22 protein-coding genes and 1 pseudogene are annotated in these 26,609 nt (G+C 73.6%); 8 read left to right on the top strand and 15 right to left on the bottom strand.

Translation table 11 applies throughout. From position 1 onward, the window contains the following. The first annotated feature begins 202 nt into the window (after nucleotides 1–202). Nucleotides 203–1,204, top strand: coding sequence for a HAMP domain-containing protein (locus CLV70_RS02425; protein ID WP_146163928.1), 1,002 nt, complete (start codon nucleotides 203–205; stop codon nucleotides 1,202–1,204). Continuing rightward, a complete protein-coding gene (locus CLV70_RS02420) occupies nucleotides 1,135–1,842 on the top strand; it encodes a methyl-accepting chemotaxis protein (protein WP_106124638.1) in 708 nt (235 codons plus the stop codon). Before CLV70_RS02425 ends, CLV70_RS02420 begins: the two co-directional genes overlap by 70 nt. A 2-nt stretch (nucleotides 1,843–1,844) precedes the next feature. Here the strand turns inward: CLV70_RS02420 and CLV70_RS02415 are convergent, their stop codons facing one another. The 4 genes from CLV70_RS02415 to CLV70_RS02400 form a co-directional block, all read right to left on the bottom strand. Continuing rightward, a complete protein-coding gene (locus tag CLV70_RS02415) occupies nucleotides 1,845–3,626 on the bottom strand; it encodes a carbohydrate-binding module family 20 domain-containing protein (protein ID WP_106124637.1) in 1,782 nt (593 codons plus the stop codon). Between the two features lie 247 nt (nucleotides 3,627–3,873). After that, the gene (locus tag CLV70_RS02410) at nucleotides 3,874–4,926 is read right to left on the bottom strand and encodes a LacI family DNA-binding transcriptional regulator (RefSeq protein WP_106124636.1); all 1,053 of its coding nucleotides are present in this window, start codon (nucleotides 4,924–4,926) and stop codon (nucleotides 3,874–3,876) included. A 222-nt stretch (nucleotides 4,927–5,148) separates the two neighbouring features. Continuing rightward, nucleotides 5,149–6,876 carry a lysine--tRNA ligase gene (gene lysS / locus CLV70_RS02405; RefSeq protein WP_245907965.1) on the bottom strand — a complete coding sequence of 576 codons (1,728 nt, stop codon included), beginning with the start codon at nucleotides 6,874–6,876 and terminating at the stop codon, nucleotides 5,149–5,151. A 126-nt stretch (nucleotides 6,877–7,002) separates the two neighbouring features. Next, entirely contained in the window at nucleotides 7,003–8,460 is a 1,458-nt protein-coding gene (locus tag CLV70_RS02400) for a peptide MFS transporter (protein ID WP_106124634.1), read from the bottom strand. A gap of 105 nt (nucleotides 8,461–8,565) precedes the next feature. Between CLV70_RS02400 and CLV70_RS02395 the strand changes: the two genes are divergently transcribed. Then, nucleotides 8,566–10,848: a putative bifunctional diguanylate cyclase/phosphodiesterase gene (locus CLV70_RS02395; RefSeq protein WP_106124633.1), complete on the top strand. Its 2,283-nt coding sequence runs from the start codon at nucleotides 8,566–8,568 to the stop codon at nucleotides 10,846–10,848. Between the two features lie 174 nt (nucleotides 10,849–11,022). On the opposite strand, the gene CLV70_RS02390 is transcribed toward CLV70_RS02395, so the two are convergent. Both CLV70_RS02390 and CLV70_RS02385 read right to left on the bottom strand, forming a co-directional pair. Next, nucleotides 11,023–11,682 (bottom strand): response regulator transcription factor, encoded by a 660-nt coding sequence (locus tag CLV70_RS02390; RefSeq protein ID WP_106124632.1) that lies wholly within the window; start codon nucleotides 11,680–11,682, stop codon nucleotides 11,023–11,025. A gap of 36 nt (nucleotides 11,683–11,718) precedes the next feature. Beyond that, complete coding sequence (locus tag CLV70_RS02385) at nucleotides 11,719–12,270, bottom strand: GNAT family N-acetyltransferase (protein ID WP_106124631.1); 552 nt, start codon at nucleotides 12,268–12,270, stop codon at nucleotides 11,719–11,721. A 126-nt stretch (nucleotides 12,271–12,396) separates the two neighbouring features. Here CLV70_RS02385 and CLV70_RS02380 point away from each other — a divergent pair, with 126 nt between their 5' ends. Next, nucleotides 12,397–12,990, top strand: a complete 594-nt coding sequence (locus tag CLV70_RS02380) for an RNA polymerase sigma factor (protein WP_106124630.1) — start codon at nucleotides 12,397–12,399, stop codon at nucleotides 12,988–12,990. Between the two features lie 79 nt (nucleotides 12,991–13,069). Beyond that, entirely contained in the window at nucleotides 13,070–13,588 is a 519-nt protein-coding gene (locus CLV70_RS02375) for a hypothetical protein (RefSeq protein WP_106124629.1), read from the top strand. A 10-nt stretch (nucleotides 13,589–13,598) separates the two neighbouring features. On the opposite strand, the gene CLV70_RS02370 is transcribed toward CLV70_RS02375, so the two are convergent. Further along, entirely contained in the window at nucleotides 13,599–14,909 is a 1,311-nt protein-coding gene (locus tag CLV70_RS02370) for a S8 family peptidase (protein WP_106124628.1), read from the bottom strand. Nucleotides 14,910–14,992: 83 nt separating this feature from the next. Between CLV70_RS02370 and CLV70_RS02365 the strand changes: the two genes are divergently transcribed. Beyond that, nucleotides 14,993–17,635: a CHAT domain-containing protein gene (locus CLV70_RS02365; RefSeq protein ID WP_245907964.1), complete on the top strand. Its 2,643-nt coding sequence runs from the start codon at nucleotides 14,993–14,995 to the stop codon at nucleotides 17,633–17,635. A 35-nt stretch (nucleotides 17,636–17,670) separates the two neighbouring features. On the opposite strand, the gene CLV70_RS02360 is transcribed toward CLV70_RS02365, so the two are convergent. From CLV70_RS02360 to CLV70_RS02350, 3 genes are all read right to left on the bottom strand, one after another. Continuing rightward, entirely contained in the window at nucleotides 17,671–18,003 is a 333-nt protein-coding gene (locus CLV70_RS02360) for a hypothetical protein (protein ID WP_106125006.1), read from the bottom strand. A gap of 234 nt (nucleotides 18,004–18,237) precedes the next feature. Beyond that, a complete protein-coding gene (locus tag CLV70_RS02355; protein ID WP_106124627.1) occupies nucleotides 18,238–19,068 on the bottom strand; it encodes an SAM-dependent methyltransferase in 831 nt (276 codons plus the stop codon). A gap of 96 nt (nucleotides 19,069–19,164) precedes the next feature. Next, nucleotides 19,165–19,593 carry an STAS domain-containing protein gene (locus CLV70_RS02350; protein ID WP_211303602.1) on the bottom strand — a complete coding sequence of 143 codons (429 nt, stop codon included), beginning with the start codon at nucleotides 19,591–19,593 and terminating at the stop codon, nucleotides 19,165–19,167. A 128-nt stretch (nucleotides 19,594–19,721) separates the two neighbouring features. On the opposite strand from CLV70_RS02350, the gene nhaA reads away from it, so the two are divergent. Both nhaA and CLV70_RS02340 read left to right on the top strand, forming a co-directional pair. Then, on the top strand, nucleotides 19,722–21,587 hold the full coding sequence (gene nhaA / locus CLV70_RS02345) for a Na+/H+ antiporter NhaA (RefSeq protein WP_106125004.1): 1,866 nt from the start codon (nucleotides 19,722–19,724) through the stop codon (nucleotides 21,585–21,587). Between the two features lie 48 nt (nucleotides 21,588–21,635). Next, the gene (locus CLV70_RS02340; protein ID WP_106124626.1) at nucleotides 21,636–22,160 is read left to right on the top strand and encodes a LytR C-terminal domain-containing protein; all 525 of its coding nucleotides are present in this window, start codon (nucleotides 21,636–21,638) and stop codon (nucleotides 22,158–22,160) included. 1 nt (nucleotide 22,161) lies between these two features. Here CLV70_RS02340 and CLV70_RS02335 read toward each other — a convergent pair whose 3' ends face one another. The 5 genes and pseudogenes from CLV70_RS02335 to CLV70_RS02315 all read right to left on the bottom strand — a co-directional run bounded on the left by CLV70_RS02335 (nucleotide 22,162) and on the right by CLV70_RS02315 (nucleotide 26,520). After that, entirely contained in the window at nucleotides 22,162–22,902 is a 741-nt protein-coding gene (locus CLV70_RS02335; protein WP_106124625.1) for an energy-coupling factor ABC transporter ATP-binding protein, read from the bottom strand. Then, complete coding sequence (gene cbiQ / locus CLV70_RS02330) at nucleotides 22,899–23,660, bottom strand: cobalt ECF transporter T component CbiQ (protein ID WP_106124624.1); 762 nt, start codon at nucleotides 23,658–23,660, stop codon at nucleotides 22,899–22,901. The genes CLV70_RS02335 and cbiQ overlap by 4 nt, the downstream gene beginning before the upstream one ends. A gap of 185 nt (nucleotides 23,661–23,845) precedes the next feature. Beyond that, nucleotides 23,846–24,217: pseudogene (locus CLV70_RS40720) on the bottom strand (PDGLE domain-containing protein); the annotation flags it as partial. After that, complete coding sequence (locus tag CLV70_RS02320) at nucleotides 24,214–24,924, bottom strand: energy-coupling factor ABC transporter permease (RefSeq protein ID WP_106124623.1); 711 nt, start codon at nucleotides 24,922–24,924, stop codon at nucleotides 24,214–24,216. The gene CLV70_RS02320 and the pseudogene CLV70_RS40720, both read right to left, overlap by 4 nt. A gap of 528 nt (nucleotides 24,925–25,452) precedes the next feature. Beyond that, on the bottom strand, nucleotides 25,453–26,520 hold the full coding sequence (locus CLV70_RS02315; RefSeq protein WP_106124622.1) for a helix-hairpin-helix domain-containing protein: 1,068 nt from the start codon (nucleotides 26,518–26,520) through the stop codon (nucleotides 25,453–25,455). Nucleotides 26,521–26,609 lie beyond the last annotated feature (89 nt).

Genomic DNA, 26,609 nt, shown 5'->3' with positions numbered 1-26,609 from the left:
GGCCGACGCCGGCCGCCACCGGGCGACGGCCCGGCACCTCCGGGCCCGATGCCACGCGGAAAAATGTTCACTGTGGTCGATGGGCCATCATAGCGATGCCTCGCCCGCGCGCGGCCCGGAGATCAACTGTTCGTCGATTCCTCAGCCGGGCCGCCGCCGCGCCGATACGGTCACCGATACCGGTACATGATGAGGAGCAGCGGTGACGGCAGGTCTGAGACGGGTCCGGATCAGTACGCGACTGGTGGCCGCCATGGCGATCCTGCTCGCTCTGCTGGGCACGGTCGTGGCCATCGGCCTGTCGGCGATCGCCAACCAGGCGGCTGCCACCACCAAGGTGGCCGACTACGAGCGGACCACCCGGATGGCCATGCAGGTCAAGTTCCGGTCCGGCGACTTCAACGGCTGGCAGACCGCGTACGCGTTCGACGTGAGCCGGGGGGTCCCGGACGCCGCCGCCGACACGGCCGGCGCCCGCAAGAGCTTCCTCGCCTCGGTCGCGGCCTTCCGGTCCGAGGTCGCCGCCCTGCGCGAGGGCCGGCTCAGCGCCGAGGAGCGCACCCACCTGGACCGCATGGAGGCGGCCTTCGGCGAGTTCATGACCCTCGACCAGCGGATCGTCGAGGACTACCGCAGCGGCGACCGCGAGCGGCTGGCCCGCGCCGACGGGCTCGTCGCGGTCGACGAGATCAAGATCTTCAACACCATCGCCGCCGAGGTCGACGCGCTGACCGCCGGCATCGACGCCGACGCCGCCGCGGCGACCCGGGACGCCGACGCCGCGTCGGACCGGGCCTCGGCCGTGATGGTGCTGGTCGGGATCCTGACCGTGGTCGTCGGGGCGCTGTTCGCGTTCGTGCTGATCCGGTCGATCATCCGCCCGCTCGGCACGCTGAACGAGCGGCTCGCCGAGATCGCCGACGGCGACGGCGACCTGACCCAGCGCCTCGAGGAGGCCGGCCGGGACGAGATCACCGTGGCGGCGGGCGGCTTCAACCGCTTCGCCGGCCGCATGCAGGAGCTGGTCGCCGCGGTGGCCGCCAAGGCGCGCGAGGTGTCCTCGGCCGCCGACGAGCTCAGCGCGGTCAGCACCCAGCTCGCCGGGGCGCCGAGCAGACCAGCGCGCAGGCCGGCGTGGTCAGCGCCAGCGCCGAGGAGGTGTCGGCGATCGTCTCGTCGCTCGCCGCCTCGGCCGAGCAGATGAACGCCTCCATCGAGGAGATCTCCCGCAGCGCCACCCGCGCGACCGGCATCGCCGAGGGCGGGGTACGCGCGGCGGCCGAGGCCAACGACACGGTCGCGGCCCTGGGCGAGTCGTCGGCCGAGATCCAGACCGTGGTCAAGCTGATCACCGACATCGCCCACCAGACCAACCTGCTCGCGCTGAACGCCACCATCGAGGCGGCCCGGGCCGGCGAGCGGGGCCGCGGCTTCGCGGTGGTCGCCGACGAGGTGAAGCAGCTGGCCCAGCAGACCGCCGAGGCGACCGAGGAGATCGCCGGCAAGGTCGAGGCGATCCGGCTGGGCAGCGGCGCCGCGGCCGAGGCGATCGGGAAGATCTCCGGCGTGGTCGCGGAGATCAACGGCACCCAGGTCACCATCGCGTCGGCGATCGAGGAGCAGACCGCCACCACGCACGAGATGTCGCGCAACGTGGGGGAGACCGCGATCGGCGCCGGCGAGATCGCCTCCACCATCGTCGGGGTGGCCGAGACGGCCGGGCACGCCAGCGAGGGTGCCCGGACGACTCAGGCCACGGCGAGGAGCCTCGCGGCGGCGTCCGGCGAGCTGGACCGCCTCGTGTCCACCTTCCGTTACCTCGTGTCCACCTTCCGTTACTAGGCTCAGCGCCAGCTGTCACTCCAGGTGGCGGAGCACGGCGCCGCCGAGGGCGTGGTGCGGCTGCGGTTCGGGTCGCTCTCCCAGACCACGGCCGAGCCCTCCTTCTTGATGTACTTGTACTGCACCGCGGTGCCGCCCGGCAGGGACACGGTGGCCGTCCACACCGGGTACGACGCCGACGAGAGCGGGACCGCGGCGGCCGGGTTCCAGTTGCCCAGCGCCGCCGTGTTGCCGGTGACGAAGACGTTCTGACCCCAGGTCGTGGTCGCGGTCGCGGCGAAGGAGACCGCGGCGGACGGGCACCCGTCCGGGGTGGAGCCGGTGCCCCGGGCGCCCACGTGCAGCGCCAGCGCCGAGTTCGCCGCCACGGTGGCGGTCACCTGGCCGGCGGCGTTCACCGTGTACGCCGGCCCGGAACACGACCCTCCCGCGTGGTCCCCGGCCATCACGTCGCAGTAGGTGCCCGCGGGCAGCGACGTCTGGAACGTACGGGTGAGCGCCGACCCGGAGCGGTTGAAGGCCACGTACGCCGCGCTGCCCCGCCCGAAGCCGATCTGGTTCGAGCCGTTGCTCCACCAGTTGGTGACCGCGGCGCCCGAGGCGGCGTTGCGCAGCGCCACCATGTTGGCGGTGGTCCGCGCGCGGTGCTCGCACTGCCACCCGTTTCCGCAGCTCACCGCGGTGGTGGTGCCGTTGCCGGCGGCCGGCGGACCGGCCTCGGGGTTGCTGAAGGTGAAGCTCGACATGACCTGCGGGACACCGTACGGCCAGGCGATCATGAACGCCTCGGCGAGCGCGTACGGGGCGCCGTCCTTGTAGGTCAGCTTCGCCCGGCCGTTGCGCTGGGTGTCGTGGTTGTCCACGAACGCCACCGCGTCCGCCGACCCCAGGCGCATCCGGGCGGCCAGGCCGTCGAGCCCGGACAGGTTCCCGTCCCGGAAGGCGCCGCCGACCACGTCGCCGTAGCGGAACTCGGTGACGTCGCCGAGGCCCGCGTACTCCTCGGGGGTGGGCTCGCCGCTGCCGCCCTCGATGACCTCGGAGAACACGTACGGGTCGCCGGCGACGGGGTCGACGATCGCGGCGAGGTCGGCGGCGGGCAGGTGCTTCGCCGCGTCCACCCGGAAACCGTCCACCCCGAGGGACACCAGATCGTTCAGGTACGCCGTGAGCTTCCCGCGTACGTAGGACGATTCGGTCTTCAGGTCCGACAGGTCGACCAGTTCACAGTTCTGGATCTCCCAGCGGTCGCCCCAGTTGGCGATGTCGTCGTTGCCGTTGCGCCCGCAGTGGTGGAAGTCCCCGCTGCCGTAGGGCACCGCCGGGTACGCGTACTGCGAGTATCCGGAGCCCCCGCTGCCGTTGCCGGTCGACGCGCCCCCGGCCATGTGGTTGACCACCGCGTCCACGTAGATCTTCACCCCGGCGGCGTGGCACGCCCGCACCATGCCGGCGAACGCGGCCCGGTCGCCGCGGCGGGTGGTGAGCTGGTAGCTGACCGGCTGGTAGTCCTGCCACCACGGGTATCCCGCGGAGGGCAGGACGACGTGTTCCTGCGGCGGGGAGACCTGGACCCCGCCGAAGCCCTTGGGGCCGAGCACGGTGGTGCACTCGTTCGCGACCGACGACCACGGCCATTCGAAGAGGTGCACGATGACGTCCTTGGCGCCGGGCGAGGCGGGGGAGGCCTCGGCGCGGTCGCCCCGGTGGGCGGCGCCGACGGCCAGCAGGGCCGTCGCGAGCAGGGTGGTCGCCGCGGCGGCGACGACCGGTCGGATACGCATGGGAAGCCTCCAGGGGCGCGGGGAGCGGATGAAACTTCTTGCGCAAGTGGAGGAAAGTTAGCAGCGTGTTTCGAACCCGTAAAGAGAAGTCGTTCGATGCGGGTGCGTCTTTGGCCCGGGATGTCGGGTATCGCTTCCAGCCCGGATCGGGGACGTTATCGCCCGGTCGGCGGAAAGTGCAGCTCACGGCGGCGAGCCCGCTCCGAGGGGCCCGCAATAACTTTCAAAGATCAACTTAACGATCGGTTCAGGCGGCCGGAACCGTCAGGCTGTCCGGCCCGCGGTCGCTCTTGTTGATGGCCGTCGACCCCCGGACCACCAGCTCGGGCGGGAAGACGTACTCCGACCGGGGCGCGCCGTGCCCGTTGATCTCGTCCACGAGCTGCCGGATGGCCGCGTTGCCCATCGCCGCCACGGGCTGGCGCAGGGTGGTCAGCGGCGGGTCGGTGAACGCGATCAGCGGCGAGTCGTCGAAGCCCACCACCGACACGTCCCGCGGCACGGTGAGGCCGCGCCGCCGGGCCGCCCGGATCGCGCCCAGCGCCATCAGGTCGGAGCCGCACACGATGCCCGTGACGCCGCGCGCCAGGAGCTGCCCGGCCGCCACCTCGCCGCCCTCGACGCCGAACAGGGTCAGGGCCACCAGGTCGTCGAGCTCCCGGTCGGGCACGCCGAGCTCGCGGCGCATGGCCGTACGGTATCCGTCGAGCTTGCGCTGCACGTTGAGGAACCGGTCCGGGCCGGAGACGAAGCCGATCCGCCGGTGCCCGAGCGCGACCAGGTGGTTGACCGCCAGCTCGCCGGCCAGCCGGTCGTCGCACGAGATGAACGGGGCGTCCAGGCCCTCGGCGTACCCGTTGATCAGCACGACCGGCAGCGGGCGGTCCACCAGCCGCCGGTAGCGCTCGTGGTCGGCGGTGGTGTCGGCGTGCAGGCCGGAGACGAACACGATCCCGGAGACCTGCCGGTCCAGCAGCATCTCGACATACTCGTCCTCGGTGACGCCGCCCGGCGTCTGGGTGCACAGCACCGGGGTGAAGCCGGACTGCGACAGCGCCGACTCGATGGTCTGCGCGAAGGCCGGGAAGATCGGGTTCTCCAGCTCGGGGACGATGAGCCCGACGAGGCCCGCACTGCGTTTGCGGAGTCTTTCGGGCCGCTCGTAGCCGAGGACGTCGAGGGCGGTGAGCACCGCCTGCCGGGTGTCGGCGGACACGCCGGGCCGGTCGTTGAGCACCCGCGACACCGTCGCCTCGCTGACCTCGGCCTGGCGCGCGATGTCGGAGAGTCGTGCGCGCATGGCCGTCACTGTAGACCCTGAAATCCCTTACGAAAGCCTCGCAAAGAATTCCACCCTCCGAAACCCCTTGCTCGCCGGCTCCCCGCTGCTGATCGGCCCGATGACGGTGGCAGGCTTCCCGGTCGCTTCGCCCTCGCCCGCCCCGCCGCCCGGCCGACCGCGAGCCGGGCGCCGGGAAGCCGGGCGCCCGGGTGGCCCGAGCCGGGACGTGCCGCCTCCCGGTCAGCCGCCGATCAGCGTGCGGATGCGGTCCGCGCCCACCGCCAGCAGCAGCGTGGGCAGCCGCGGCCCGGTCTCCTTGCCGATCAGCAGCCGGTAGATCAGCACGAAGAACGACCGCTGCGCGACCTTCAGCTCCTGCGTCGGCTTCGTGTCCGGCGGGAGGCCCGCCATGACCTTCGGTACGCCGTAGACGAGCGTCGTCAGCCCCTCCAGCGACCAGTTGGCGTCGAGGCCCGCCGCCAGCAGCCGCAGGGATTCGCGCTGGTCGTCGTCGAGGGTGGCGAGGAGGTCCTTGTCCGGTTCGGTGCGGACCTGGGTGCGGGCGTCCGCCGCGAGTTGGGTGTTCACCCAGGTCTGGGCCTTGTCGAGGCGGGGGCGGACCTGGGCCAGATCGGTGACCGGGCGCTCCGGGTCGAGGTCGCGCAGGATCCGCAGGGTCTGCTCGTCGTGGCCGGTGGTGATGTCCACGATCGAGGCGAGGGTGCGGTAGGCGACCGGCAGGGGGGTGCGCGGCAGGGTGACCGTGGCCGTACGGACGGCACGGTCGTGGGCGGCCTCGTCGGCGGGGGCCGCGGTGCCGGCGGCGATCTTCGCCTCGAGGGCGTCCCACTCGTCGTACAGGCGCTGGATCTCCGCGTCGAAGGCCACCTTGAACGCCTGGTTCGGGCGGCGGCGGGCGTACATCCAGCGCAGCAGCGGCGCCTCCATGATGGCGAGGGCGTCCGCCGGGGTCGGGACCGCGCCGCGGGAGCTGGACATCTTGGCCATGCCGCTGATGCCGACGAACGCGTACATGGGGCCGATCGGCTGGGCGCCGCCGAAGATCTCGGTGACGATCTGGCCGCCGACGACGAACGACGAGCCGGGCGACGAGTGGTCGACGCCGGACGGCTCGAAGTGCACGCCCTCGTACGCCCACCGCATCGGCCAGTCGACCTTCCACACGAGCTTGCCGCGGTCGAACTCGCTGAGCAGCACGGTCTCGGTGAAGCCGTCGGCGCACACGTACGTCATCGCGGTCGTCGCGTCGTCGTACCCGGTGACCGTCGTGGTGTCCTTGCCGCACTGACCGCAGTACGGCCTGTACGGGTAGTAGCCGGTGCTCGCCGTACCGTCGTCCTCGTCCGCGGCGCCGGACCCCTCGGCGGCCTCGGCGGCGGCAGCGGCGTCGGCCGCGTCGAGCTTGGCGTTCTGCTTCGGCGCGGGGCCGGTGCGGCCCTTGGTGCGGTAGCGGTCCAGGATCGCGTCGATGCGGCCGCGCTCGCGCATGGCCAGCAGGATCTGTTCCCGGTACGCCCCCGACGTGTACATCTCCGTCTGCGAGATGCCCCGGTAGTCGACGCCGAGCTCGGCCAGCGAGTCGATCATCGCGGCCTTGAAGTGCTCGGCCCAGTTGGGGAAGCGGCTGCCGGGCGGGGCCGGGACCGCGGTCAGCGGCTTGCCGATGTGCTCGGCCCAGGACGCGTCGATGCCGGCCGGCACCTTGCGGAACCGGTCGTAGTCGTCCCACGAGATGAGGTGCACGACCTCGTGCCCGCGCCGGCGGATCTCGTCCGCGACCAGGTGCGGGGTCATCACCTCCCGCAGGTTGCCCAGGTGGATCGGCCCGGACGGGCTCAGCCCGGACGCGCACACCACCGGCTTGCCCGGCGAGCGGCGCTGCGCCTCGGCGATCACCTCGTCGGCGAACCGGCTCACCCAGTCGACGGCTGCTGCTGCTTCTGCCACGATCCCCAACTTCCGTCCTCGTACGCTCGGGCCCATTTTCCCGGACCGCCCGCAACGGCCTGCAGGCCGGGGTGGCCCGGGACGGCCGGCGGGCCGCTGACCCCGGACGGTGCTGCGGGGCCGGGGTCAGCGGACGCCGCTCATCAGCCGGCCGATCGGCCTGGCGGCGAGCGCGAGCGCCGCCCCGATCACGATCGCGACCAGGCCGAGAAGGCCGAAGTACGCGGCCTCGTGGGATTCGCTGTAGTAGTTCGCCAGGCTGCCGGAGGCGGCGGTGCCGAGGGCCACCGAGAGGAAGAAGAGCGCCACCATCTGGGTGTGGAAGGCGGCGGGCGCGAGCTTGGTCGACAACGACAGGCCGACCGGGGACAGCAGCAGCTCGGCGACGGTGAAGACGAGCAGGATGCCGGCCAGCGCGAGCAGCGGCGCGCTGTTCGGGCCGCCGCCGGCGAGCGGCAGGAAGAGCAGGAACGCGACGCCCATGATCACGGTTCCGGCGGCGAACTTGATCGGCGTGCCCGGCTGGCGGGGTCCGAGGCGGGTCCAGAGGGCGGCGAAGACGCCGGAGAGCACGATGATGAAGACCGGGTTGATCGACTGGACCCAGGAGACCGGCATCTCCCAGCCGAACAGGTCGCGGTCCAGGCGCTGGTCGGAGTAGATCGTCACCACCGTGAACTGCTGCTGGTACAGCGACCAGAAGACGGCGCTCGCCACGAACATCGGGATGAACGCGATCACCCGGCGGCGCTCCACCGCGGTGATCCTGCGGCTGCTGAGGATCACCACGAAGTACGCGACCGCCGCCAGGGCGCTCAGCACGATCACCACGTTCGACAGGTATCCGGCCCGTAGCACCCCGGTGACGGCCAGGACCACGACGACCGCGACCGCGGCCGCGGCGACCAGCGCGACCGGCAGGAGTTTCCGGCGCGGCAGGGGATTCGGTACGGCGCGAGCGTCGCCGGTGAGCCGCTTGCGGCCGAGCGCGTACTGGATCAGCCCGGCGGCCATGCCGAGCGCGGCGAGCCCGAAGCCCCAGTGGAAGCCCCACGACTTCTGCAGCAGGCCGGTGAGCAGCGGCCCGACCAGCGCGCCGAGGTTGATGCCGAGGTAGAACAGCGAGAACCCGGCGTCGCGCCGCTCGTCGTGCTCGTCGTACAGGGTGCCGACCAGGGAGGTGGCGTTGGCCTTCACGCCGCCGCTGCCGATCGCGATGAGGATCAGGCCGGCCGTGACACCGGCGAGACCCGGCAACACGGCGAGGCTCACGTGCCCCGCCATGACCAGGATCGCGCTGAGGAACAGCACCCGTTCCGGGCCGAGGAGGCGGTCGGCCGCCCAGGCACCGAGGATCGTCGATAGATAGACCGCGCCGCCGTACGCGCCTACGATGCTCGTCGCGGTCGCCTCGGACAGCCCGAGGCCGCCCTCGGCCGCGCCGTAGTAGAGATAGATGAGCAGGATTCCCTGCATGCCGTAGAAGGAGAACCTCTCCCACAGCTCGACGCCGAAGAGGTTCGCCAGCACCGGTGGCTGGCCGAAGAAGGTCCGGTCGCGGCGGGGAGCCTGCTGCGTCGTCATCAGAGGGGACTACCCGCGGTGCGGAGAGCGGTAAACGGCGTTCGCGCGTACGGAAGGCGACTCAAGGTTTCCTCAAGCCGGCCGGGCCGCGGTCGATGGTCCGGCGTGACGAACAGGCGGGACCTCGGGGATCGTGCGGCCGACGCGGCCGTCGCCGGCAGCGGTGTGCTGCTGGCGGCGTTCCTCGTCTGGTACGTCGGCGGGTGGGGCAGCGAGACCCTCCGCGTGTACGTCGCCGACGGCATCTACCCGCCCCTGGCCCTGCTCTTCACCGTGCTGGGCGTGCGGGTGGTACGCCGCGGCACCCGGGACGCCCGCACCCGGCTGGCCTGGCAGTTCATCACGGCCGCGTTCTTCTGCCAGCTGGTCGCGCACACGTCCTGGTTCGTCGAGGACGCCGTCCTGCACACGTACTCGTATCCGTCGTTCGCCGACTACGGGTTCCTGGCCTTCGTACCGTTGCTGTTCACCGGCCTGCTCCTGCTGCCCGGCACCCGCCGCACCCGGCGGGACCGGATCAAGCTCGCGCTCGATGCGCTGATCGTCGGGGCCAGCTCGTTCATGGTGCTCTGGTACCTGCTGCTCGGTCAGCTCGTGATGGGCGTGGACGCCTCGCCGGCGGAGATCGCGTACTCGGCCGCGCTACCGGTCGGGGACCTGCTGCTGGTGGTGGCGCTCGCGACGGTGCTGCTGCGGCGTTCCGCGACCGCACAGGTGCCGATCCGGCTGCTGGCCGCCGGCGTCGCGGCGTACGTCGTCGCGGACGTGTACTACGGCTACGTCCAGGTGCACGCCGGGTTCGTGGGCGGCACGTGGCCGGACCTGTTCTGGCTGACCGGCTGCTACCTGTTCACCCTGGCCGCGCACCGCCAGCACCGTTACGGCCGGGTCGGCGGTGAGCCGCTGCCGGGCCGTCGCGCCCCGATCAACTGGCTTCCGTACGGCGCCATCGCGCTCGCCTACGGCCTGCTCGGGCTCCTCGCCCGGGAGCAGGGCATGTACCCGTTCGGCGGCATGATCATCGGGGCGGTGCTGCTGACCGCGCTGGTCGTCGCCCGGCAGATGTACGCCGTACGGGAGAACCGCCAGCTCGCGATCACCGACGTGCTGACCGGGCTGGCCAACCGCACCCTGGTCACCGAGCGCCTGGCCGAGCTCGGCGCCCAGCCGCTGCGCGAGGGCCGGCACACCGCCGTGATGGTCATCGACCTGGACCACTTCAAGCCCATCAACGACCGGTACGGCCACGACGCCGGCGACGCCGTGCTCTCCGCGGTCGCCGCGTCGCTGCGCTCGGTGCTGCGCGCCGGGGACACCGCCGGGCGCCTCGGCGGCGACGAGTTCGCGGTCATCCTGCACAACCTGCCCGACCGGGCGGCCGCGGCGCGCATCGCCGAGCGGCTGGTGGACGCGCTGCGCACCCCGGTGATCTTCGGTCCGCACGTGGTCGGCGTCGAGGCCAGCATCGGCGTGGCGGTCCGCGACGATCTCACCCCCGAGGGCGAGACGCTGCTGCAGCACGCCGACACCGCCATGTACGCCGCCAAGCGCGCCGGCCGGGGCCGCTACGAGCTCTTCACCGCCGAGCTCGACACCCGCGCCCGCGACACCGAGCTGCGCCAGGCGATCGACGACGGCAACCTGGTCGTGCTCTACCAGCCGGCCGTCGACCTCTCCACCGGCCACGTCGTCGCCGTGGAGGCGCTGGTCCGCTGGCGGCACGCGGAGCGCGGCCTGCTCGCCCCGAGCGAGTTCATCGACCTCGCCGAGGAGACCGGCGCGATCGTGCCGCTGGGCGAGTGGGTGCTGCGCGAGGCGTGCCGCGAGGCCGCCCGCTGGCGCGACGCCGTCCCGGACACCGACCACCTGCGCCTGAGCGTGAACCTGTCGCCGAAGCAGGTGCAGCAGGCGACCCTGGTCGAGACGATCCGCAACATCCTCCGGGAGACCGGCTTCCCGGCGGACCGCCTCGTCCTCGAGCTGACCGAGACGGTCATCCTGGAGCCGGACGCGCACATCGTCGCCCGGCTCGAGAGCCTGCGCGACCTGGGCATCAGCATCGCCGTCGACGACTTCGGCACGGGCTACTCGGCGCTGAGCTACCTGCGCCGCCTCCCGGTCGACATCCTCAAGATCGACCGCTCGTTCGTCACCGGCATCGCCGACGACCCCCAGGCCCGTACGGTCGCCGAGGCGGTCGTCCGCCTGGGCATGGCCTTCCGGATGAACGTGGTGGCCGAGGGCATCGAAACGGCCGACCAGGCCCGCATCCTCGCGGCCATGGGCTGCGGCTTCGGCCAGGGCTTCCACTTCTGCGAACCCGTGCACGGCAGCACCGCGGCCCAGGCGCTGCGCCGCACCTTCCGCGGCGTCCTCACCGACGAGTAGCCCGCCTGTTTCGACGGGGCCGGCCGGGGAACGTACGGGACATGGCGCGCCCGATCTGGACCGGAGCCGACCAACGTGACGGACCTGCTCGAGGTGCTGCGGCGCAGCGTGGAGGCCGCGAAGAAACGTGCCTCCTGACCGCGCCGGCCGATCCGCAGACCCGCCGCGCCGCCGTCAGCCGATGCGGTAGCCCGAGCGGTGCACGGTGTGCACCACGGGCGGATCCCCGAGCTTCTTGCGCAGGTTCATCACCGTCACCCGCACCACGTGGGTGAACGGGTCGGTGTTCTCGTCCCAGGCCCGCTCGAGCAGCTCCTCCGCGCTGACCACCCGGCCGCGCGCGGCGAGCAGCACGTGCAGCACGGCGAACTCCTTGGTGGTCAGGTTCAGCGTCCGGCCGTCGCGGGTGGCTTCGTGCCGGGCCACGTCCAGCACGACGCCGTCCTGCTCGAGCACCGGCGGCACCGCGGGCGACGAGCGCCGGGCCAGGGCCTGCACCCGCGCGGCCAGCTCGGCGAAGGCGAACGGCTTGGTCAGGTAGTCGTCGGCGCCGAGGCCGAGACCGTCCACCCGGTCGCGCAGGCCGGCGGCGGCGGTCAGCAGCAGGACCCGGGTCTCCACCTCGTCGGTGCGGGCCACCCAGCGGCACACGTCGTCGCCGGTACGCCCCGGCATGTCGCGGTCGAGCACGGCCACGTCGTACGTGTTCACCCGGATCCGGTCGAGCGCCGTCTCACCGTCGTAGCAGACGTCCACCGCCATCGACAGGCGCCGCAGCCCCTGCGCGACCGTGTCCGCCAGAAGTCGCTCGTCGTCCGCCACCAGCACTCGCATCCGGCCAAGTCTGCCAGCCGGAAGTTAAGGGTGTCGTCAAGAAGCCCGGGCGGTCCACTCCGGCGCGGTGATCGCCCACAGCTGGGTGTCGTGCCGCACCCCCCGGTACGGGAACTCGCCGCGCAGCACCCCCTCCAGGGTGAATCCGAGCCGCCGGGCCACCGCGACGCTGGTCGCGTTGTCGGGGCGGCACCGCCACGCCGCCCGCCACAGGCCGCGCTCGGTCAGGGCCCAGTCGAGCAGGCGGGTGACCGCCCGGGTGATCAGGCCGCGTCCGGTGCCGGCGGGCTCCAGCCAGCAGCCGACCTCGCAACCGCCGGTGCCGGCGTCGAACCGGACGAACATGGTGCCGCCGACCAGCGTGCCGTCGAGCCAGATGCCGTACAGGCGGCCGGCGTCGCGGGCGGCGAGGTCGGCGTACCGCTGGAGGGTGGCCGTGGCGGAGGCGAGGTCGGTGCTGAGCCCGGCCCAGGGGATCCACGGATCGACGGACTCCCGCGCGCGGTCCATGTGCGCGAGGAACTCCGGCGCCTGCCAGGGCTCGAGCGGACGCAGCTCGGCGCCGCCGCCGAGGTCGATCACGAACATCCCCGGACCCTATCGTGATCACCTTCGCGGGGCCCGGTGGTCTAAGGTTGAATTCGGTACATCCAGGGCGGCCGATGGGCGCGAGCACCGCGGCCGGAAGGCTCCGAGTGCCCTATCGGAGGCGGGATGAGCGACAGCGAGCCCGACGCGGACATGGCCGTCCTCGTCGGCAAGGCGGCCGGTGGCGACGCCGCGGCCTGGGACGAGATCGTCAGGCGGTACAGCGGCCGGGTCTGGGCCGTCTGCCGGGTGCACCGGCTCTCTCCCGCCGACGCCGCCGACGTCTTCCAGCAGACCTGGCTGCGGGTCCTGGAGAACCTCGACTCGCTGCGCGACCCGGCGAAGTTCGGCGCCTGGATCGGCACCACCTGCCGCAACGAGGCGCTCGCGGCGATCCGGCGGGCCCGGCGCGCGCAGCCCGTCGACACCGCCTGGCTGCTCGACCGGCCCGGCGACCCGGACGACGATCCCGAGCTGCCGTTCCTGGTGGCCGACCGCGACGCCGAGCTGTGGCAGGCCTTCCGGCAGCTCAGCCGCCGTTGCCGGGACGTGCTGCGGGTGCTCGTGGTCGAGGCGGAGGGCGGCCGGCCGTCGTACGAGCTGGCCGCGGGGGCCCTGGGCATGCCGATCGGCAGCCTCGGCCCGACCCGCGGCCGGTGCCTCGGGCAGCTGCGCCGATTCCTGACAGAAGGTATCCAGGCGGCCGGCGGGGGTTCATGACAGTGATGAATCCACTACGCAACCGTATTTCCCGCCCCCTGAATCCCCGTCTGTATCCCCGCCGCCTGGAGGAACTGTCGTGAACGACGCGATCGAACCCACGGACGAACGGCTCCTCACCCGCCTCGGCGAGCTGTTCGGCCGGGCCGACCCGCCGCCGGCCGACGCGGTCGAGCTGGCCCGGCAGAGCTTCGTGCTGCGCACCCTCGACGCCGACCTCGCCGCCCTCGTCGAGGACTCGGAGGAGGCGACCGGCGACGCCGCGGTGCACCGGCAGGCGATGGCCGTCCGGGACCCCGGCACCGCGCCGCAGCCGCGCCAGCTGACCTTCCAGGTGATCGGCCCGCACGGCCGCGACGAGGTGGTCATCGCCGTGCAGGTCGAGTCCGTGGGCCCGCGGCGCCGGCTGACCGGCCACCTGGCGCCGCAGGGCCCCGCCCGGATCGAGGTGCGTCAGCCCGCGGTCCCGCAGCCCCGCCGGGTCGACGCCGACGGCCGGGGCCTGTTCGTCATCGACGACGTCCTGCCCGGTCCGATGAGCCTGACCTGCCGCCGGGCGGGGGTGGCCCCGGTGGCCACCCAGTGGACGCTCGTCTGACCGGTCCCGCTCAGAGCGGGGTGCCGGGCAGCACGTGGACCACCTTGCCGTAGCCCGGCTGGTCCGGCCGCGGCCCGATCAGCTGGGTGAAGGCGTTCCGCGGGGTCAGCGAGGCGTCGGCACCGCACAGGGCCGCGACCGCCGCGCTGATCTGCGGCGCGGCGAACGAGGTGCCGCTCCACGTCGCCCAGGCGTCCGGGCCGAACGTGATGTCGGCGCCCAGCCCGGTGTCGGGCGGCAGCACCCCCTGCACGTAGGTGGACACCACGCCGACGCCCACCGAGGAGCAGTCCAGCCAGGCGCCGTGGTTGGAGAACGCCGCCGGGCTCAGGTCGCTGTTCAGCGCCCCCACCGACACGACGCCCGGGAAGGCCGCCGGGAAGTGCGGCAGGTCCTGGCCGTCGTTGCCCGCGCTGGCCACGATCAGGGCCTTCGGGTACGTGTTGTGCACGTAGTCGACGGCCTCCTGCAGGGCCAGGGGCGGGACACCGTCCACCGCCGGCGCGCCGAACGACGCGTTGATGATGACGCGCTGCCCGGCCGCGTCGTCGGCGGCCTGGATCATCATGTCCGCCGCGGCCTCGTCGGTGCCGAGGCCGTCCGGGCCGGTGAAGCGGTAGACCCACACGTCGCAGTCCGGCGCGATCTGCCGCACGATGCCGGTCGCGAACGTGCCGTGCCCGCCGAACCAGTCGATGCGCTGCAGCGGCGCCACCACGTCCAGCGGGTCGGTGCCGCGGTTCTGCACCTGCTGGATCCAGTTGTCGGTGCGTACCTGGTCGGTGAGGCCGGTGTCGATGATGGCCACCCGCACCGGGGCGACGGCGCCGTTCGTGGCGAACGGCCGGGGCGCGACGGTGACCCCGGGGTACGAGCTTCCCTTGATCACGTACCCGAGCGGCACGATCATGTTGACGTTGGCCGTGACGCCCAGCCGGCGCAGCCGCTTCGCGTCGGTGCGCAGGCTCTCGAGGTCGCGCGGCTGATCGCTGGAGAACACCCGGGTCCGCTGGCCGCGGCTGCGTTCCCGGCGCTCCCGCCCCCGGTATCCGGCGAGCAGGGCGCCGAGCTGCGGGCGCTGCTCCGGCGTGGGGTCGACGACGATCTCGTTCTCGGCGACCAGGATCCGGCGATCGGTGTCGTCGGGCGCGAAGGCGAGGATCGGGCTGCCCGCGGCGCCGCGGCGGACCCGGATCCGCTCCACCACCTGGGGCTGCGCCTCCAGGAGGACGTCGACCTGCCGGCGGACGTCGGCCCGGTCGTGCGCGAGCTGCGCGGCGGAACGGGTGTCCGGAAATGGCCATTGTGAGGTGACGGTCATGGCTAACTCTCCCCTTCGATCGGTACGCTGTCGGCGACTTTCGCTCCCGTCACCCCGGGCGGTGCCAGGTGGACACGCAACTCTTGGACACTCAACACTCGGACACGGAGCTGCATCCGGAGGTGGGTCTCCGGGAGGAGGCCGACGCCGCGTACAGGAGAGTCACGCTAGATCCGGCCAGATACGCCGATGCGGCGGAAGTCACCCTCCGGCGCGCGCGGGCCGGCTCCGATGTCGAGGCCCTCGTCGCGGCCCTGCGCGCGGTGGGCTGGTCCCGGCACGTCGCGCTGGACAACGAGGGTGCGCGCGAGCTGCTCGACCAGGGCGTACGCCTGGCCCGCCGGCACGGCCTGGACCGCCGCCTCGGTGACCTGCTGGTCAGCCGCGCGGTCGCCCTGCACGAGCTCGGCCGCTACGACGCCGCGGCCCGCGACCTGCGGACGGCCGAGCCCCTCATCGACCCCGCCGACCGGCCCGAGCTGCGCCTGCAACTGGCCGTCCTCGATCACAACCGGGGCCGGATCGTGCCCGCCGCCCGGGCCTACCGCGACCTGCTGGACGATCCCGCGTGCCCGCCGATCGTGCTGGTGAAGGCCGCCAACAACCTGGCGCACGCGCAGACCCTGCTCGGCCGGCCGCACGAGGCGCTGGTCCACCTCGACCGGGCCGCGGTCCTCGCCGGCGACCTCGGGCCCCGGCTGACCGCCGTCATCGCGAACAGCCGCGCCTGGTCCAGCTTCCACGCCGGACGGCTGGCCGAGAGCGTCCGCCACTTCGAGGAGGCGGGGCGCCTGCACGCCGCCGCGGGGCTGCCGCTGGGCGAGCACCACGTGGAGTACGCCGACGTCCTGCGCGACCTGCGCCTGCTCGACGAGGCCATGGCGGCGGCCCGGTCGGCGGCGGCGGACTTCGAGCGGCACGGCGCCCGGCTGATGGCGGCCGAGGCGCGGCTGCGGGTGGCGCAGCTCGCGCTGGAGCTCGGCGATCCGGAGACCGCCGGCACCGAGGCGGCCTCGGCCGTCCAGGATTTCCGTCGCCAGCGCCGCCCGGCGTGGGCCGCCCGGGCCACCGTCGCCGAGGCCGAGGCGCTCGCCGCCCGCGACGGCTACTCGCCGGCCGTCCTGCGCCGGCTGCGCCGGGCCGCCGCCACGCTGGAGGGGCAGGGGCTGCGGGCCGAGGCGGCGTACGGGCACCTCGCGGCCGGGCGCGCCGCGCTGGCCCTGCACCGCCCGGTGGCCGCCCGCACCGAACTGACCGCGGTGGGCCGGCTCGCCGAGGGGCAGTCGTTGCTCGTACGCCTGCGCGGGCACATCGCGCGGGCCCTGCTGGCCGAGGCGGAGCAGTCCGGCGACGTGCTGCGGGAGTGCGTACGCGGCCTGCGCGACCTCGCCCGCCACCGGGCCGCCCTGCCGTCGCTGGAGCTGCGGGTGCTGGCCTCCGGGCACGGTGCCGAGCTGGGCGAGGTGGGCCTGCGCCGGTTGCTGCCCACCGGCACCCCGGGCAGCATCCTGGAGTGGCTCGAACGCACCCGGGCGGCGGCGCTGCTGCGCGTCCAGCCGCCCGCGTCCGGTGTGGACGACGACGTCGTCGCGTTGCGCGGCATCGCCCAGGAGCTCCGCGTGGCCCGGCTGGAACGCGGCGAGGAACCGGCCGCGCTGCTGGCCCGGCAGAGCACCCTGGAGGCGCGTATCCGGCGCCGCTCCTGGACGAGCGACGACCCGGCGGGGGAGGCGGCCCCGGTCAGCGGTGCCGCCCTGCGCCGCGCCCTCGACGGCGAATGGCTCCTCGAGTACGCGGTGATCGCCGACCGGGTGCTCGCCGTCGTGGTCGAGGCGAAGCGCACCCGGATCGTGGAGCTGGGCCCGCTGGAGCCGATCCGGCAGGAGGCCGGCGCGCTCATGTTCGGGCTGCGGCGCCTGCTGCACGGCACGAAGTTCTCGTCGGTGGCGCACGGCGCGGCCCGCGACGCCGTGGACGCGCTCACCCGGCTGCTGATCGCGCCGATCGGCGTCCCGGCGGACGTCCCGCTCGTGGTGGTGCCGTCCGCGCACTTCCTCGGCATGCCGTGGTCCGCGCTGCACCGGGCGCCGGTCTCCGTGTCGCCCTCGGCGGGGCTGTGGGCGCGTGCCCGCCGTACCCCGGTCAAGGGCCCGTCGGACGACGCCGGCCGCGCCCGGGTCGCGGTGGTGGCGGGACCGGATCTGGCCGGCGCCCTGGCCGAGGCGGACGCGGTGGCGGCCCTGCACCCCGGCGCCCGCACGCTGGTGCCGCCGGACAGCACGGTGGACGCGACGATCGACCTGATCAAGGACGCGGACCTGGCCCACCTGGCGTGCCACGGCCTCTTCCGCTCGGACAGCCCGCTGTTCTCCGCCCTCGAGCTCAGCGACGGCCGGCTCACCCTCTACGAGATGCTGACCCGCGGCGTGGCACCGCACCGCATCGTCCTGGCCTCCTGCAACTCGGGCGCCCAGCGCTCGTACGGCGGCAACGAGGTCCTCGGCTTCGTCGGCGCGATGATGTCGCACGGCAGCGCGGGCATCACGGCCACGGACCTGCCGATCCCTGACGGGGCCTGCGCGGGCTGCATGGCGGTCCTGCACGACCGGATCAGCCACGGCGACTCCCTGGCCACGGCGGTCTGGCACGCCCGCCAGGCGCTCGCGGACGGCGGCCCGGAGGAGTACGTGGCCTGGTGCGGCCTCACCGCCTACGGCCCCGGCTGACCACCGTGCCGACCCGCCCGGCCCGGCGGGCGGGCTCAGCGGCCGTTGTTGCCGAAGGCGATGCTGAGGATCGCGTGGGCCACCCAGATCGCCTGGGCCTTGTTGTCGTAGGGGCCGACGCGCAGCTCCACCGCCTTGTCGCCGAACAGGGCGCGCACGGTCCAGGCGTCCGGGTGCCGGTCGTCCTCGCGGCTGTGGTTGACGATCACCTGGGTGGCGGCGCGCACGTTCACCGCCGACCACTTCTCCTCGCCGGACGGCCAGGCGCGGAACCAGCCCGGGGCGATGGCGACGACCTCCTTGTTCGCCTCGCGCAGCGCCCATTCCAGCTCCTCCGGCACCGGCGGTTCCGGCACTGCGTGCGTCATGGCGCTCATCCCGACCTCGCTCCTGTACGGAACGCAATAATAAGGGCATTCCGGGCCGCCCGAGCCCCGGTCGCGGATGGTCGTGGGCCCGGTCCGCCTGCGCCGCCTGCTCGACACGGGGCCGCTGGTGCTGGTGTGTTCTTCCGGCACGGTGATCCGCCGGAGTGCGACGCGGCGCTTCGGGCGTGGGACACAGCAGCCCGGAGACACCGGCGCGCCGGGCCCCGGCCGCGCTCAGGGCTTGCGGCCGACCCCGGCCCAGACGTTGACCTCGTTGTGCGCGAACTGCGGGTCACCCGGCTGCGGGCGCCACTCGCTCGCCGGCACCACGCCCGGCTCGACCAGCTCGAGGTCGTCGAAGAGCGCCGCCACCTCGTCGCGGGGGCGGGTCCACACGTCCGACTTGCCCTCCTCGACCATCCGCTGGTAGAGGGCCTGCTGCTCCGGCGTACCGAAATCCGAGGTGGCGTGGGTCGCGACCAGGTAGCTGCCGGACGGCAGCTCGTCGAGCAGGCGGCGGACGATCGGGCGGGCCGCGCCGTGGCCGTGGACGAAGTGCAGGACGGCGATGAGCATGAGACCGATCGGCCGGTCGAAGTCGAGGGTCCCGCGCAGCGTCGGGTCGGCCAGGATGCTCTCCGGGTCGCGCAGGTCCGCCTCGATGTAGGCGGTCCGTCCCTCCGGGCTGGTGGTCAGCAGCGCCCGGGCGTGGGTCATGACCAGCGGGTCGTTGTCGACGTACACGATGCGGCTCTCGGGGGCGACCGCCTGGGCGACCTCGTGGGTGTTGTCCGCGGTGGGCAGGCCGGTGCCGATGTCGAGGAACTGCCGGATGCCGGCCTCGGCGGCGAGGAAGCGGGTGGCGCGCTGCAGCAGGGCACGGTTGGCCAGCGCTCCCTTGCGGACGTTCGGGAACGCCGCCTCGAGCTCGTCGCCGGACGCCCGGTCGGCGGCGAAGTTGTCCTTGCCGCCGAGCCAGTAGTTGTAGCGGCGGGCCGGATGGGGCACCGAGCTGTCGATGCCGGATCTGCCGGTCTCCGTGCCGTTCCTGCCGATGCCGTCCATGGCACAACCCCTTCGCGACCCCGACCGTCCGCGACCATCATCGCAGGCGCCCCGGGGCCGGAAATCATGACCCACGACACCCGGACGCCGGGCGTCCTACGTGGCCTCCCGCCGTGCCGTGCGGGGGCCGCCGGGGGAGTGCGGCAGGGGCAGGACCGCCGCGCCGCCCGGGGCACCGAGGGCCACCGAGGACTCGGCCGTCGCCCCGAACAGGTCCAGGACGCCGGTCACCCGCAGGACGGTGCGGACCACGCCGCGCGCGTTGACGATCTGCGGGCTCTTGCCGGCCTCCTGGGCCCGGAGCAGCCCGTCGAGCAGCGCCCCGATCGCCTCGGAGTCCAGCAAGACCGTGCCGTGCAGGTCGACGACGACCCGCGGCGCGCCGTTGTCGTGCACCGCGTCGTAGAGCTCGCGCCGCAGCTCGTACCGGGCCTCGGCGTCGATCTCGCCGAAGAGCCGCAGGCAGACCTCCCGCCCGCCGTCGATCATGACGCGCGCTATCTCGAAGTGCACCGGCGGCCGCATGACACCCTTTGTACCAATGCGGGCCCGGCCCTTCCCCCGATCGGGCGACGCGCGGCGGCCCGCGGATCTTGCGCGGACCGGGCCCGGATCAGCAGGCTTACCCGGTGACCACCTCGCCGGACGGTGCGATGCGGGACCGGACCCCGTGGGGGCGCCGGCTGGCGCTGCCGCTGCGGGCGTTCCTGCGTACGGAGGCGGGCAGCGCCGGGGTTCTCGTGGCCGCGATCGCCGCCGCGCTGCTCTGGGCCAACGTCGACGCCGCCTCGTACGAGTCGGTGTGGCACACCGTGCTGTCCGTGCGGCTGGGCCCGTACGCCATCGCCGAGGACCTGCGTACGTGGGTGAACAGCGGCCTGATGACCCTGTTCTTCCTCGTCGTCGGGCTGGAGGCGCGGCGCGAGTTCGACCTCGGCGACCTGCGCGAGCGGCGCCGGTTCGTGCTGCCCTGCCTCGCCGGGCTGGCCGGCATGCTGCTGCCGGTCCTGATCTACCTGGCGGTCACCCGCGGCGGCCCCGGCGCGCATGGCTGGGGCGTCGCCATGTCGACCGACACCGCGCTGGCCCTCGGCGTGCTCGCCCTGCTCGGCCGCGGCGTCCCCGATCGGGTACGCGTCTTCCTGCTCACCGTGTTCGTGGTGGACGACCTGGTCGCGCTGGTCGTCATCGCCGTGGTGTACAGCGAGGACATCGAGATGATGCCGCTCGCCGTGGCGGTGGCGGCGTTCGCGGTGTGGCTGCTGCTGCGGTTCCTCGGCGTACGCCGGGCCGCCGTCTACGCCGCGGTCGGCCTGGTGCTGTGGGCGGCGATGCTGGCCAGCGGCGTGGACCCTGTGGTGGCCGGGCTCGCCATGGGGCTCACCGCCGTCGCGTACCTGCCGGCCCGGGAGAACCTCGAGACGGCCAGCGGGCTGTTCAAGCTGTTCCGGGAGCAGCCCACGCCGGAGATCGCCCGTTCGGCCGCGATCGGGGTGCTGCGGACCCTGTCTCCCAACGACCGGCTGCAGCGGATGTTCCACCCCTGGTCGAGCTACGTCATCGTGCCGCTGTTCGGGCTGGCCAACGCCGGGATCGTCCTCGACGGCGGGTTCCTGGCGCGGGCGTACACGTCGCCGGTGACCTGGGGGGTGATCGCCGGCTATCTGGTCGGCAAGCCGCTCGCCGTGGTGGCTACGGCGGCGGCGCTGACCCGGCTCAGCGGGGGCCGGATCCGTCCGCCGGTCGGCTGGGCGGCGGTGCTGGGCAGCGGCACCATCGCCGGCGTCGCGTTCACCGTCTCGCTGCTCATCGCCGCGCTGGCGTTCGAGGGGCCCGAGCTGGCCGAGGCGAAGATCGGTGTGCTGTCGGCCGCCCTGGCCGCCGCGGTGCTGACCGCGGTCGTGTTCCGGTCGGCGGCGCTGCTGCCGGCCGCCCGGCGGGCCCGGGCGCTGCTCGGCGACACCGAGGAACTCGTCGACCTGATCCCCGCCGTCGACCCGGAGCGCGACCACTGCCGCGGCCCGGAGGACGCCTCGGTCACCGTCGTGGAGTACGGCGACTTCCAGTGCCCGTACTGCGGCCAGGCGGAGCCGGCGGTGCGGGAGCTGCTCGCCGACGCCGACCTGCGCTACGTCTGGCGGCACCTGCCGCTCACCGACGTCCACCCGCAGGCGCAGCTCGCGGCCGAGGCGGCCGAGGCGGCAGCGGCCCAGGGCAGATTCTGGGAGCTGCACGACCTGATGCTCGGCCACCAGGACCGGCTGCGCGTCGTGGACCTGCTGCGCTACGCCGACGAGCTCGGCCTGGACACCGACCGGTTCCACGAGGACCTGTCGGGGCACGCGTACCGGGACCGGGTGGCCGGCGACGTCGACTCGGCGGACCTCAGCGGCGTCTCGGGCACGCCGTCGTTCTTCGTCAACGGACGGCGGCACTACGGTGCGTACGACATAGCGACCCTCAAACGGGCGGTGAAGGTCGCCCGGGAGCGGGCCGGCATCGGCGCCGGGCGCGGGTGAGGACGCCCGCCCTGAAGTATTTGCGGACAGCGACTATTCTGGCCGACCGTGACCTTCACCCGGGCGCGTGCCCTCATTCTCGTCGGTGTCCTCGCCGTGGCGGCGATCGTCGTCGTGCTCGTGGCGGTCGTCCGTGACAGCCAGGCGGGCGCCTCGGCCTCCGGTTGCCCCGAGGGCGCTCCGGTCGCCCACCTGAAGCTGCCCAAGGGGCCGAAGGAGGTCACCGTCAAGGTCCTCAACGGCACCAAGACCCCCGGCCGGGCCAAGGACATCAGCGCGGAGTTCGCCAACCGCGAGTTCAAGGTGCAGAAGTCGGCCGAGAACAAGAAGCGCTTCGACGGCGTCGCGGTGCTCCGGTACGGCCCCGAAGCCGTCGGCGCCGCCCAGCTCGTGCAGGCGTACTTCCTCGGCGAGGGCACCCGGGCGTACGAGCCGAAGCGCAAGGGCGCGGTGGTCGACGTGGTGATCGGCGCGCGGTTCCGTCAGCTCGGCACGACCACCGAGGTCAAGCAGTCGCTCGGCCTGCTCGGCGAGGCCACCCTGCCGCCGGGCGCCTGCGAGGCGAAGGCCTGAGCTACGGGCGTACCGGATGGAAGCCGTAGGGAAGCTCCAGCCGGTGCGCGCGCAGCAGGTCCTCGTCCGCGAGGATGTCGGTGGTCGGCCCGTCGGCCGCGATGCGGCCGCCGTCGAGGATCACCGACCGGGCGCAGAGCTGCATCGCGTACGGAAGATCGTGGGTGACCATCAACACGGTGACCGGCAGGCCCTCCAGGATCTCGGCCAGCTCGCGCCGGCTGGCCGGGTCCAGGTTGGACGACGGCTCGTCCAGCACCAGCAGCTGCGGGCGCATCGCGAGCACGGTGGCCACGGCGACCCGCCGGCGCTGCCCGAACGACAGGTGGTGCGGCACCTGATCGCGGTGCTCCGCCATGCCGACCGCGGCGAGCGCCTCGTCGACCCGCTCCGCCAGCTCGGCGCCGCGCAGCCCGAGGTTCGCCGGCCCGAACGCCACGTCCTCGGCCACCGTGGGCATGAACAGCTGGTCGTCGGGGTCCTGGAAGACGATCCCGACCCGGCGGCGGATCTCGGCCAGCCGCGACCGGTCGCCCGCGTCGACGCGCAGGCCGCCCACCTCCACGGTGCCCGCGCCGCCGTGCAGCACCCCGTTGAGGTGCAGCACCAGCGTCGTCTTGCCGGCGCCGTTGGGCCCGAGCAGGGCGACGCGCTCACCCTCCGCGACGGCCAGGTCGACACCCCGCAGGGCCACACTGCCGTCCGGGTACGCGTACGTCAGCCCGGCGATCCGCAGGCTCATCCCAGCACCGCCGCGAGCGCGATGGCGGCGGCGGACGCGGGCAGCACGGCCGACTGGGCCCACTGCGCGGCGCTCGCACCCCCGCCCTCGGGCCGGGGCAGCCGCCCGTCGTAGCCGCGCGACACCATCGCCAGATACACCCTCTCGCCCCGTTCGTACGCCCGCAGGAACAGCGACCCCACGCTGACCGCGAACGCCTTCACCTGCCACAGGAACCTCGGATCGTAGCCCCGCGACAGCCGGGCGATCCGCATCCGCCGCGCGTCGTCGGCGAGGATGTCGAGATAGCGCAGCATGAACGTGGCGATCTGGGTGAACACGGCCGGGCAGCGCAGCCGGTCCAGCCCCAGGATCAGGTCGCGCATCGTCGTGGAGGCGGCCAGCAGCAGCGAGGCGAGCACCCCGAGCGTCCCCTTGGCGACGATGTTCCACGCGCCGTAGAGGCCGTCCACCGACAGCGACATCCCCAGCCAGGTGATCCGCTCCCCGTGACCGGCGAACGGCAGCGCGACGGCGAGCAGCACGAACGGCAGCTCGATGGTGGCACGCTTGGCGAGCCACAGCGCCGGCACCCGCGCCGCCGCCGCGACCGCCGCCAGCAGCAGGGCATAACCACCGAAAGCCCAGATTTCCGTACGCGGGGTAGCCACGACGACGACGGTGAACAGCAGGGTGGCGAGGATCTTGACCTGGGGCGGGAGGCGGTGCACCGGGCTGGGCCGGTCGAGGTGCAGGGGGTGGGCGTGGCCGGCACCCACTAGACCCCGGCCTCCCGCGCCGCCCCGCTCTCCCGGCCGGCTGTGCTCTCCCGGCCGGCTGTGCTCTCCCAGTCGGCCGCGCTCTTCCTGCCGGCTGCGCTCTTCCTGCCGGTCGCACTCTCCCGGCCGGTGTCGCCTTCCGGGGCCGTCCTGCTGTCCGGGCCGTTCCGGTTCTCGGGGCCGTCCGGGCCGGCGGGGGAGCCGGGGCCCCGGCCTCCCGGCGCGGGGCGGCGGCGGGCCAGCCAGAAGACTCCCGCGCCGATGCCGAACGTGACCAGCACACCGAGCACGCCGGACAATCCGGTCGACAGGGCGCCGTCGCCGAGGCCGCGGATGCCGTAGCCGGCCAGCGGGCTCCCCTCGAGCTGATGCTCCCGCTCCTGCTGCAGCATGCACGTCCCGCCGGTGATCTCGTCGTCCGGGCCGAACGTGCAACCCTGCCGCGCGGTCGCGTCGAGCCCGTCCGGGCTGCCCGAGGCGAAGTTGCTGACCACCCCGGCGAGCAGCAGCGCCACCAGCAGCCCGCCGGCCAGGAACCAGCCGAGCCGCCGCGTCACGCGACACCCCCGGCGACCGGCACCGGCACGATCGCCGGCTGCGTGCGGAACCGTCGCAGGGCATAGACCAGATCCGGGCGTACGCGGGCCACGGTCGCGACGGTCGTGGCGGCGATCAGCCCCTCCCCGACGCCGATGAGGGTGTGCACCCCGGCCATCGTCCCGGCGATCGTGGCGAGCGACAGCTCCGTCGTCCCCCCGAGCCAGTACTCGAACACGAACGCCTGCGAGGCGACCACCACCCCGACGACCGACCCGACGAACGCGGTGGCGCCCACCCCACCCGGTGTCTTCGGCAACACCCGCATGAGCCCGGCGACCAGCAGATATCCGGCCGCGGTGCCGACCAGCGCCATGTTCGTGATGTTCAGCCCGAGGGCGGTGAGCCCACCGTCGGCGAACAACAGGCACTGCACGATGAGCACGGTCGACACGCACAACGCACCGACCCACGGCCCGACCAGCACGACGGCCAGCGTGCCGCCGAGAAGGTGACCGGAGACACCGGGCAGCACCTGGAAGTTGAGCATCTGCACGGCAAAGATGAAGGCGGCGACGAGGCCCGCCATCGGCGCCAGCCGGTCGTCGAGATCGATACGCGCCCGCCACACACAGAACGCCAGGGCGATCACGGCAACCGCGGCGAAGAGAGCCGACACCGGACCATCCACGATCCCGTTGGCGATGTGCATCGCCACTGTCTCCATGAAGCCTCCCCAGGTCCGGCACCTACGCGGCCCAGCATATTGGGCACGTGATGCTGTTGCATAGCATTGGCAACTAGCTCACAGTGGCAGCGCTCCGGCCGCGCCGCCCACTCGGGCCGCCCCGCTTACTCCGGCCGCGCCGCCCACCCTGCCGCGCTGCCCGCGCCGCCCGCGCCGGCCGCCCCGGCCGCTCCGCCCGCCCTGCCGCTCCGCCCACATCGCCCCGCGCTGCCCACTCCCGCCCTGCGCCGCCTGCCTCGCCCTCCGCTGTGCGCCCGGCCTGCGTCGGCTCGCCCAGGCCTGCGTCGCCCGCCCGGCGCGGGCTGTGTCGCCCCTGGCCTGCGTCGCCCGCCCCGGCCTGCCTCGCCCGCTCTCGGCCTGAGCCGCCCTCTCGGCCCGAGCCGCCCCCTTTCGGCTTGGGCTGCTCGCCTCGGCCTGCGCTGCCTGGGCCGGCAAAGCGTCATGCCCGCCCGGCGTGGCCGGACGGGCATGAGGGACGTGCTGCGCCCGGCGTGGCCGGGCGGTCGGTCAGAGTGCGGCCAGGGCGCGGGCGCGGTCCGGCCAGGTGCTGAGGCTCGGCGCGGGACGCATGCCGGCGCCGGTGATCGCGGCCTTCAGGGTGGCCACGTCCGCGGCGGCGAGCTGCTCGAAGGTGGTGATACCCCCGGCGGCCAGGGCCATCGCCATCTTGGGGCCGATCCCGGCGATCTTGGTGAGGTCGTCCGGCTCGTGCGCCGCGGCGACCTCGGGCGAACCGGCCTGCGCCGGAACCGAGGCCACCGACGCCGGCTCGGCGGCAGCGACGGGCTCGGCGGCAGCGACGGGCTCAGCGGCAGCGACGGGCTCGGCGGCGACGGGCTCGACCGCGGCGGCGACGGGCGAAGCGGCGGCGGACGAAGCAGCGGGCTCGACCTCGGCGGCGGGCGAAGCAGCGTCAGCGGGCGAAGCGGCGGCGACCGGCTCCACCGCGGGCTCGGCAGCACCGGCGGGCTCGGCGGCGGTGCTCAGGCCGGAGACGGACGGCTCGGTGATGACCGGCTCGGTGTAGGCCGGCTCGGTGTAGGCCGGTTCCGGGTCGATGGCGGCCGGCTCGGGGTCGGGGACGACGATCGGTTCGGCCTTCGACACGGAGGCCGGCTCCGGGTCCACGTCGGACGGCAGCGGCTCCGGGGTGCGGTCGGCCGTGAAGGTGACCGGCTCGGGCGCGGACGTCGCCGGGGTGAGGGGCTCCGGCGCGACCGGCTCGGTGCTGACGGCGACCGGCTCGGCCGCGACCGAGACCGGGGTCGGCTCCGCGGCGACCGAGATCGGCGTGGGCTCGGGGCGCGCGGCCGGGACCGGCGTCTCCTCCTCGGCGGCCTGCGCGGGCTCGGCGGGTTCCGGGTCGGGCGAGGCGGCCACGGCCGGTGCGGACTCCGGAGCGGCGTCCTCCGCGGCGGGCCCGGCGGCTTCGGGCCCGGTGGCGATGGGGGCGGCGGGCGCGGCGGGCGCGGCGTTCGCGCGGGCCTGCTGGGCGGCGATTTGGCGTCCCCGTAGCAGCCAACCGGCGAGCACACCGACCACGAGCCCGGCTACGAGGGAGAGGAACGATGCCACGACTTGCCTCCGGAAGGCTTCAGGTGCAGATGTAGCGCGCATCATAGGGGAGTGCCCGCCGGGCGCCGCACCCGAACCGCCGTCTATCC

This window comes from Pseudosporangium ferrugineum, assembly GCF_003002065.1.
Classification (GTDB): domain Bacteria; phylum Actinomycetota; class Actinomycetes; order Mycobacteriales; family Micromonosporaceae; genus Actinoplanes; species Actinoplanes ferrugineus_A.
Note: the sequence above shows the minus strand (reverse complement) of the source record. Positions and strands in the feature narration are given on the sequence as shown.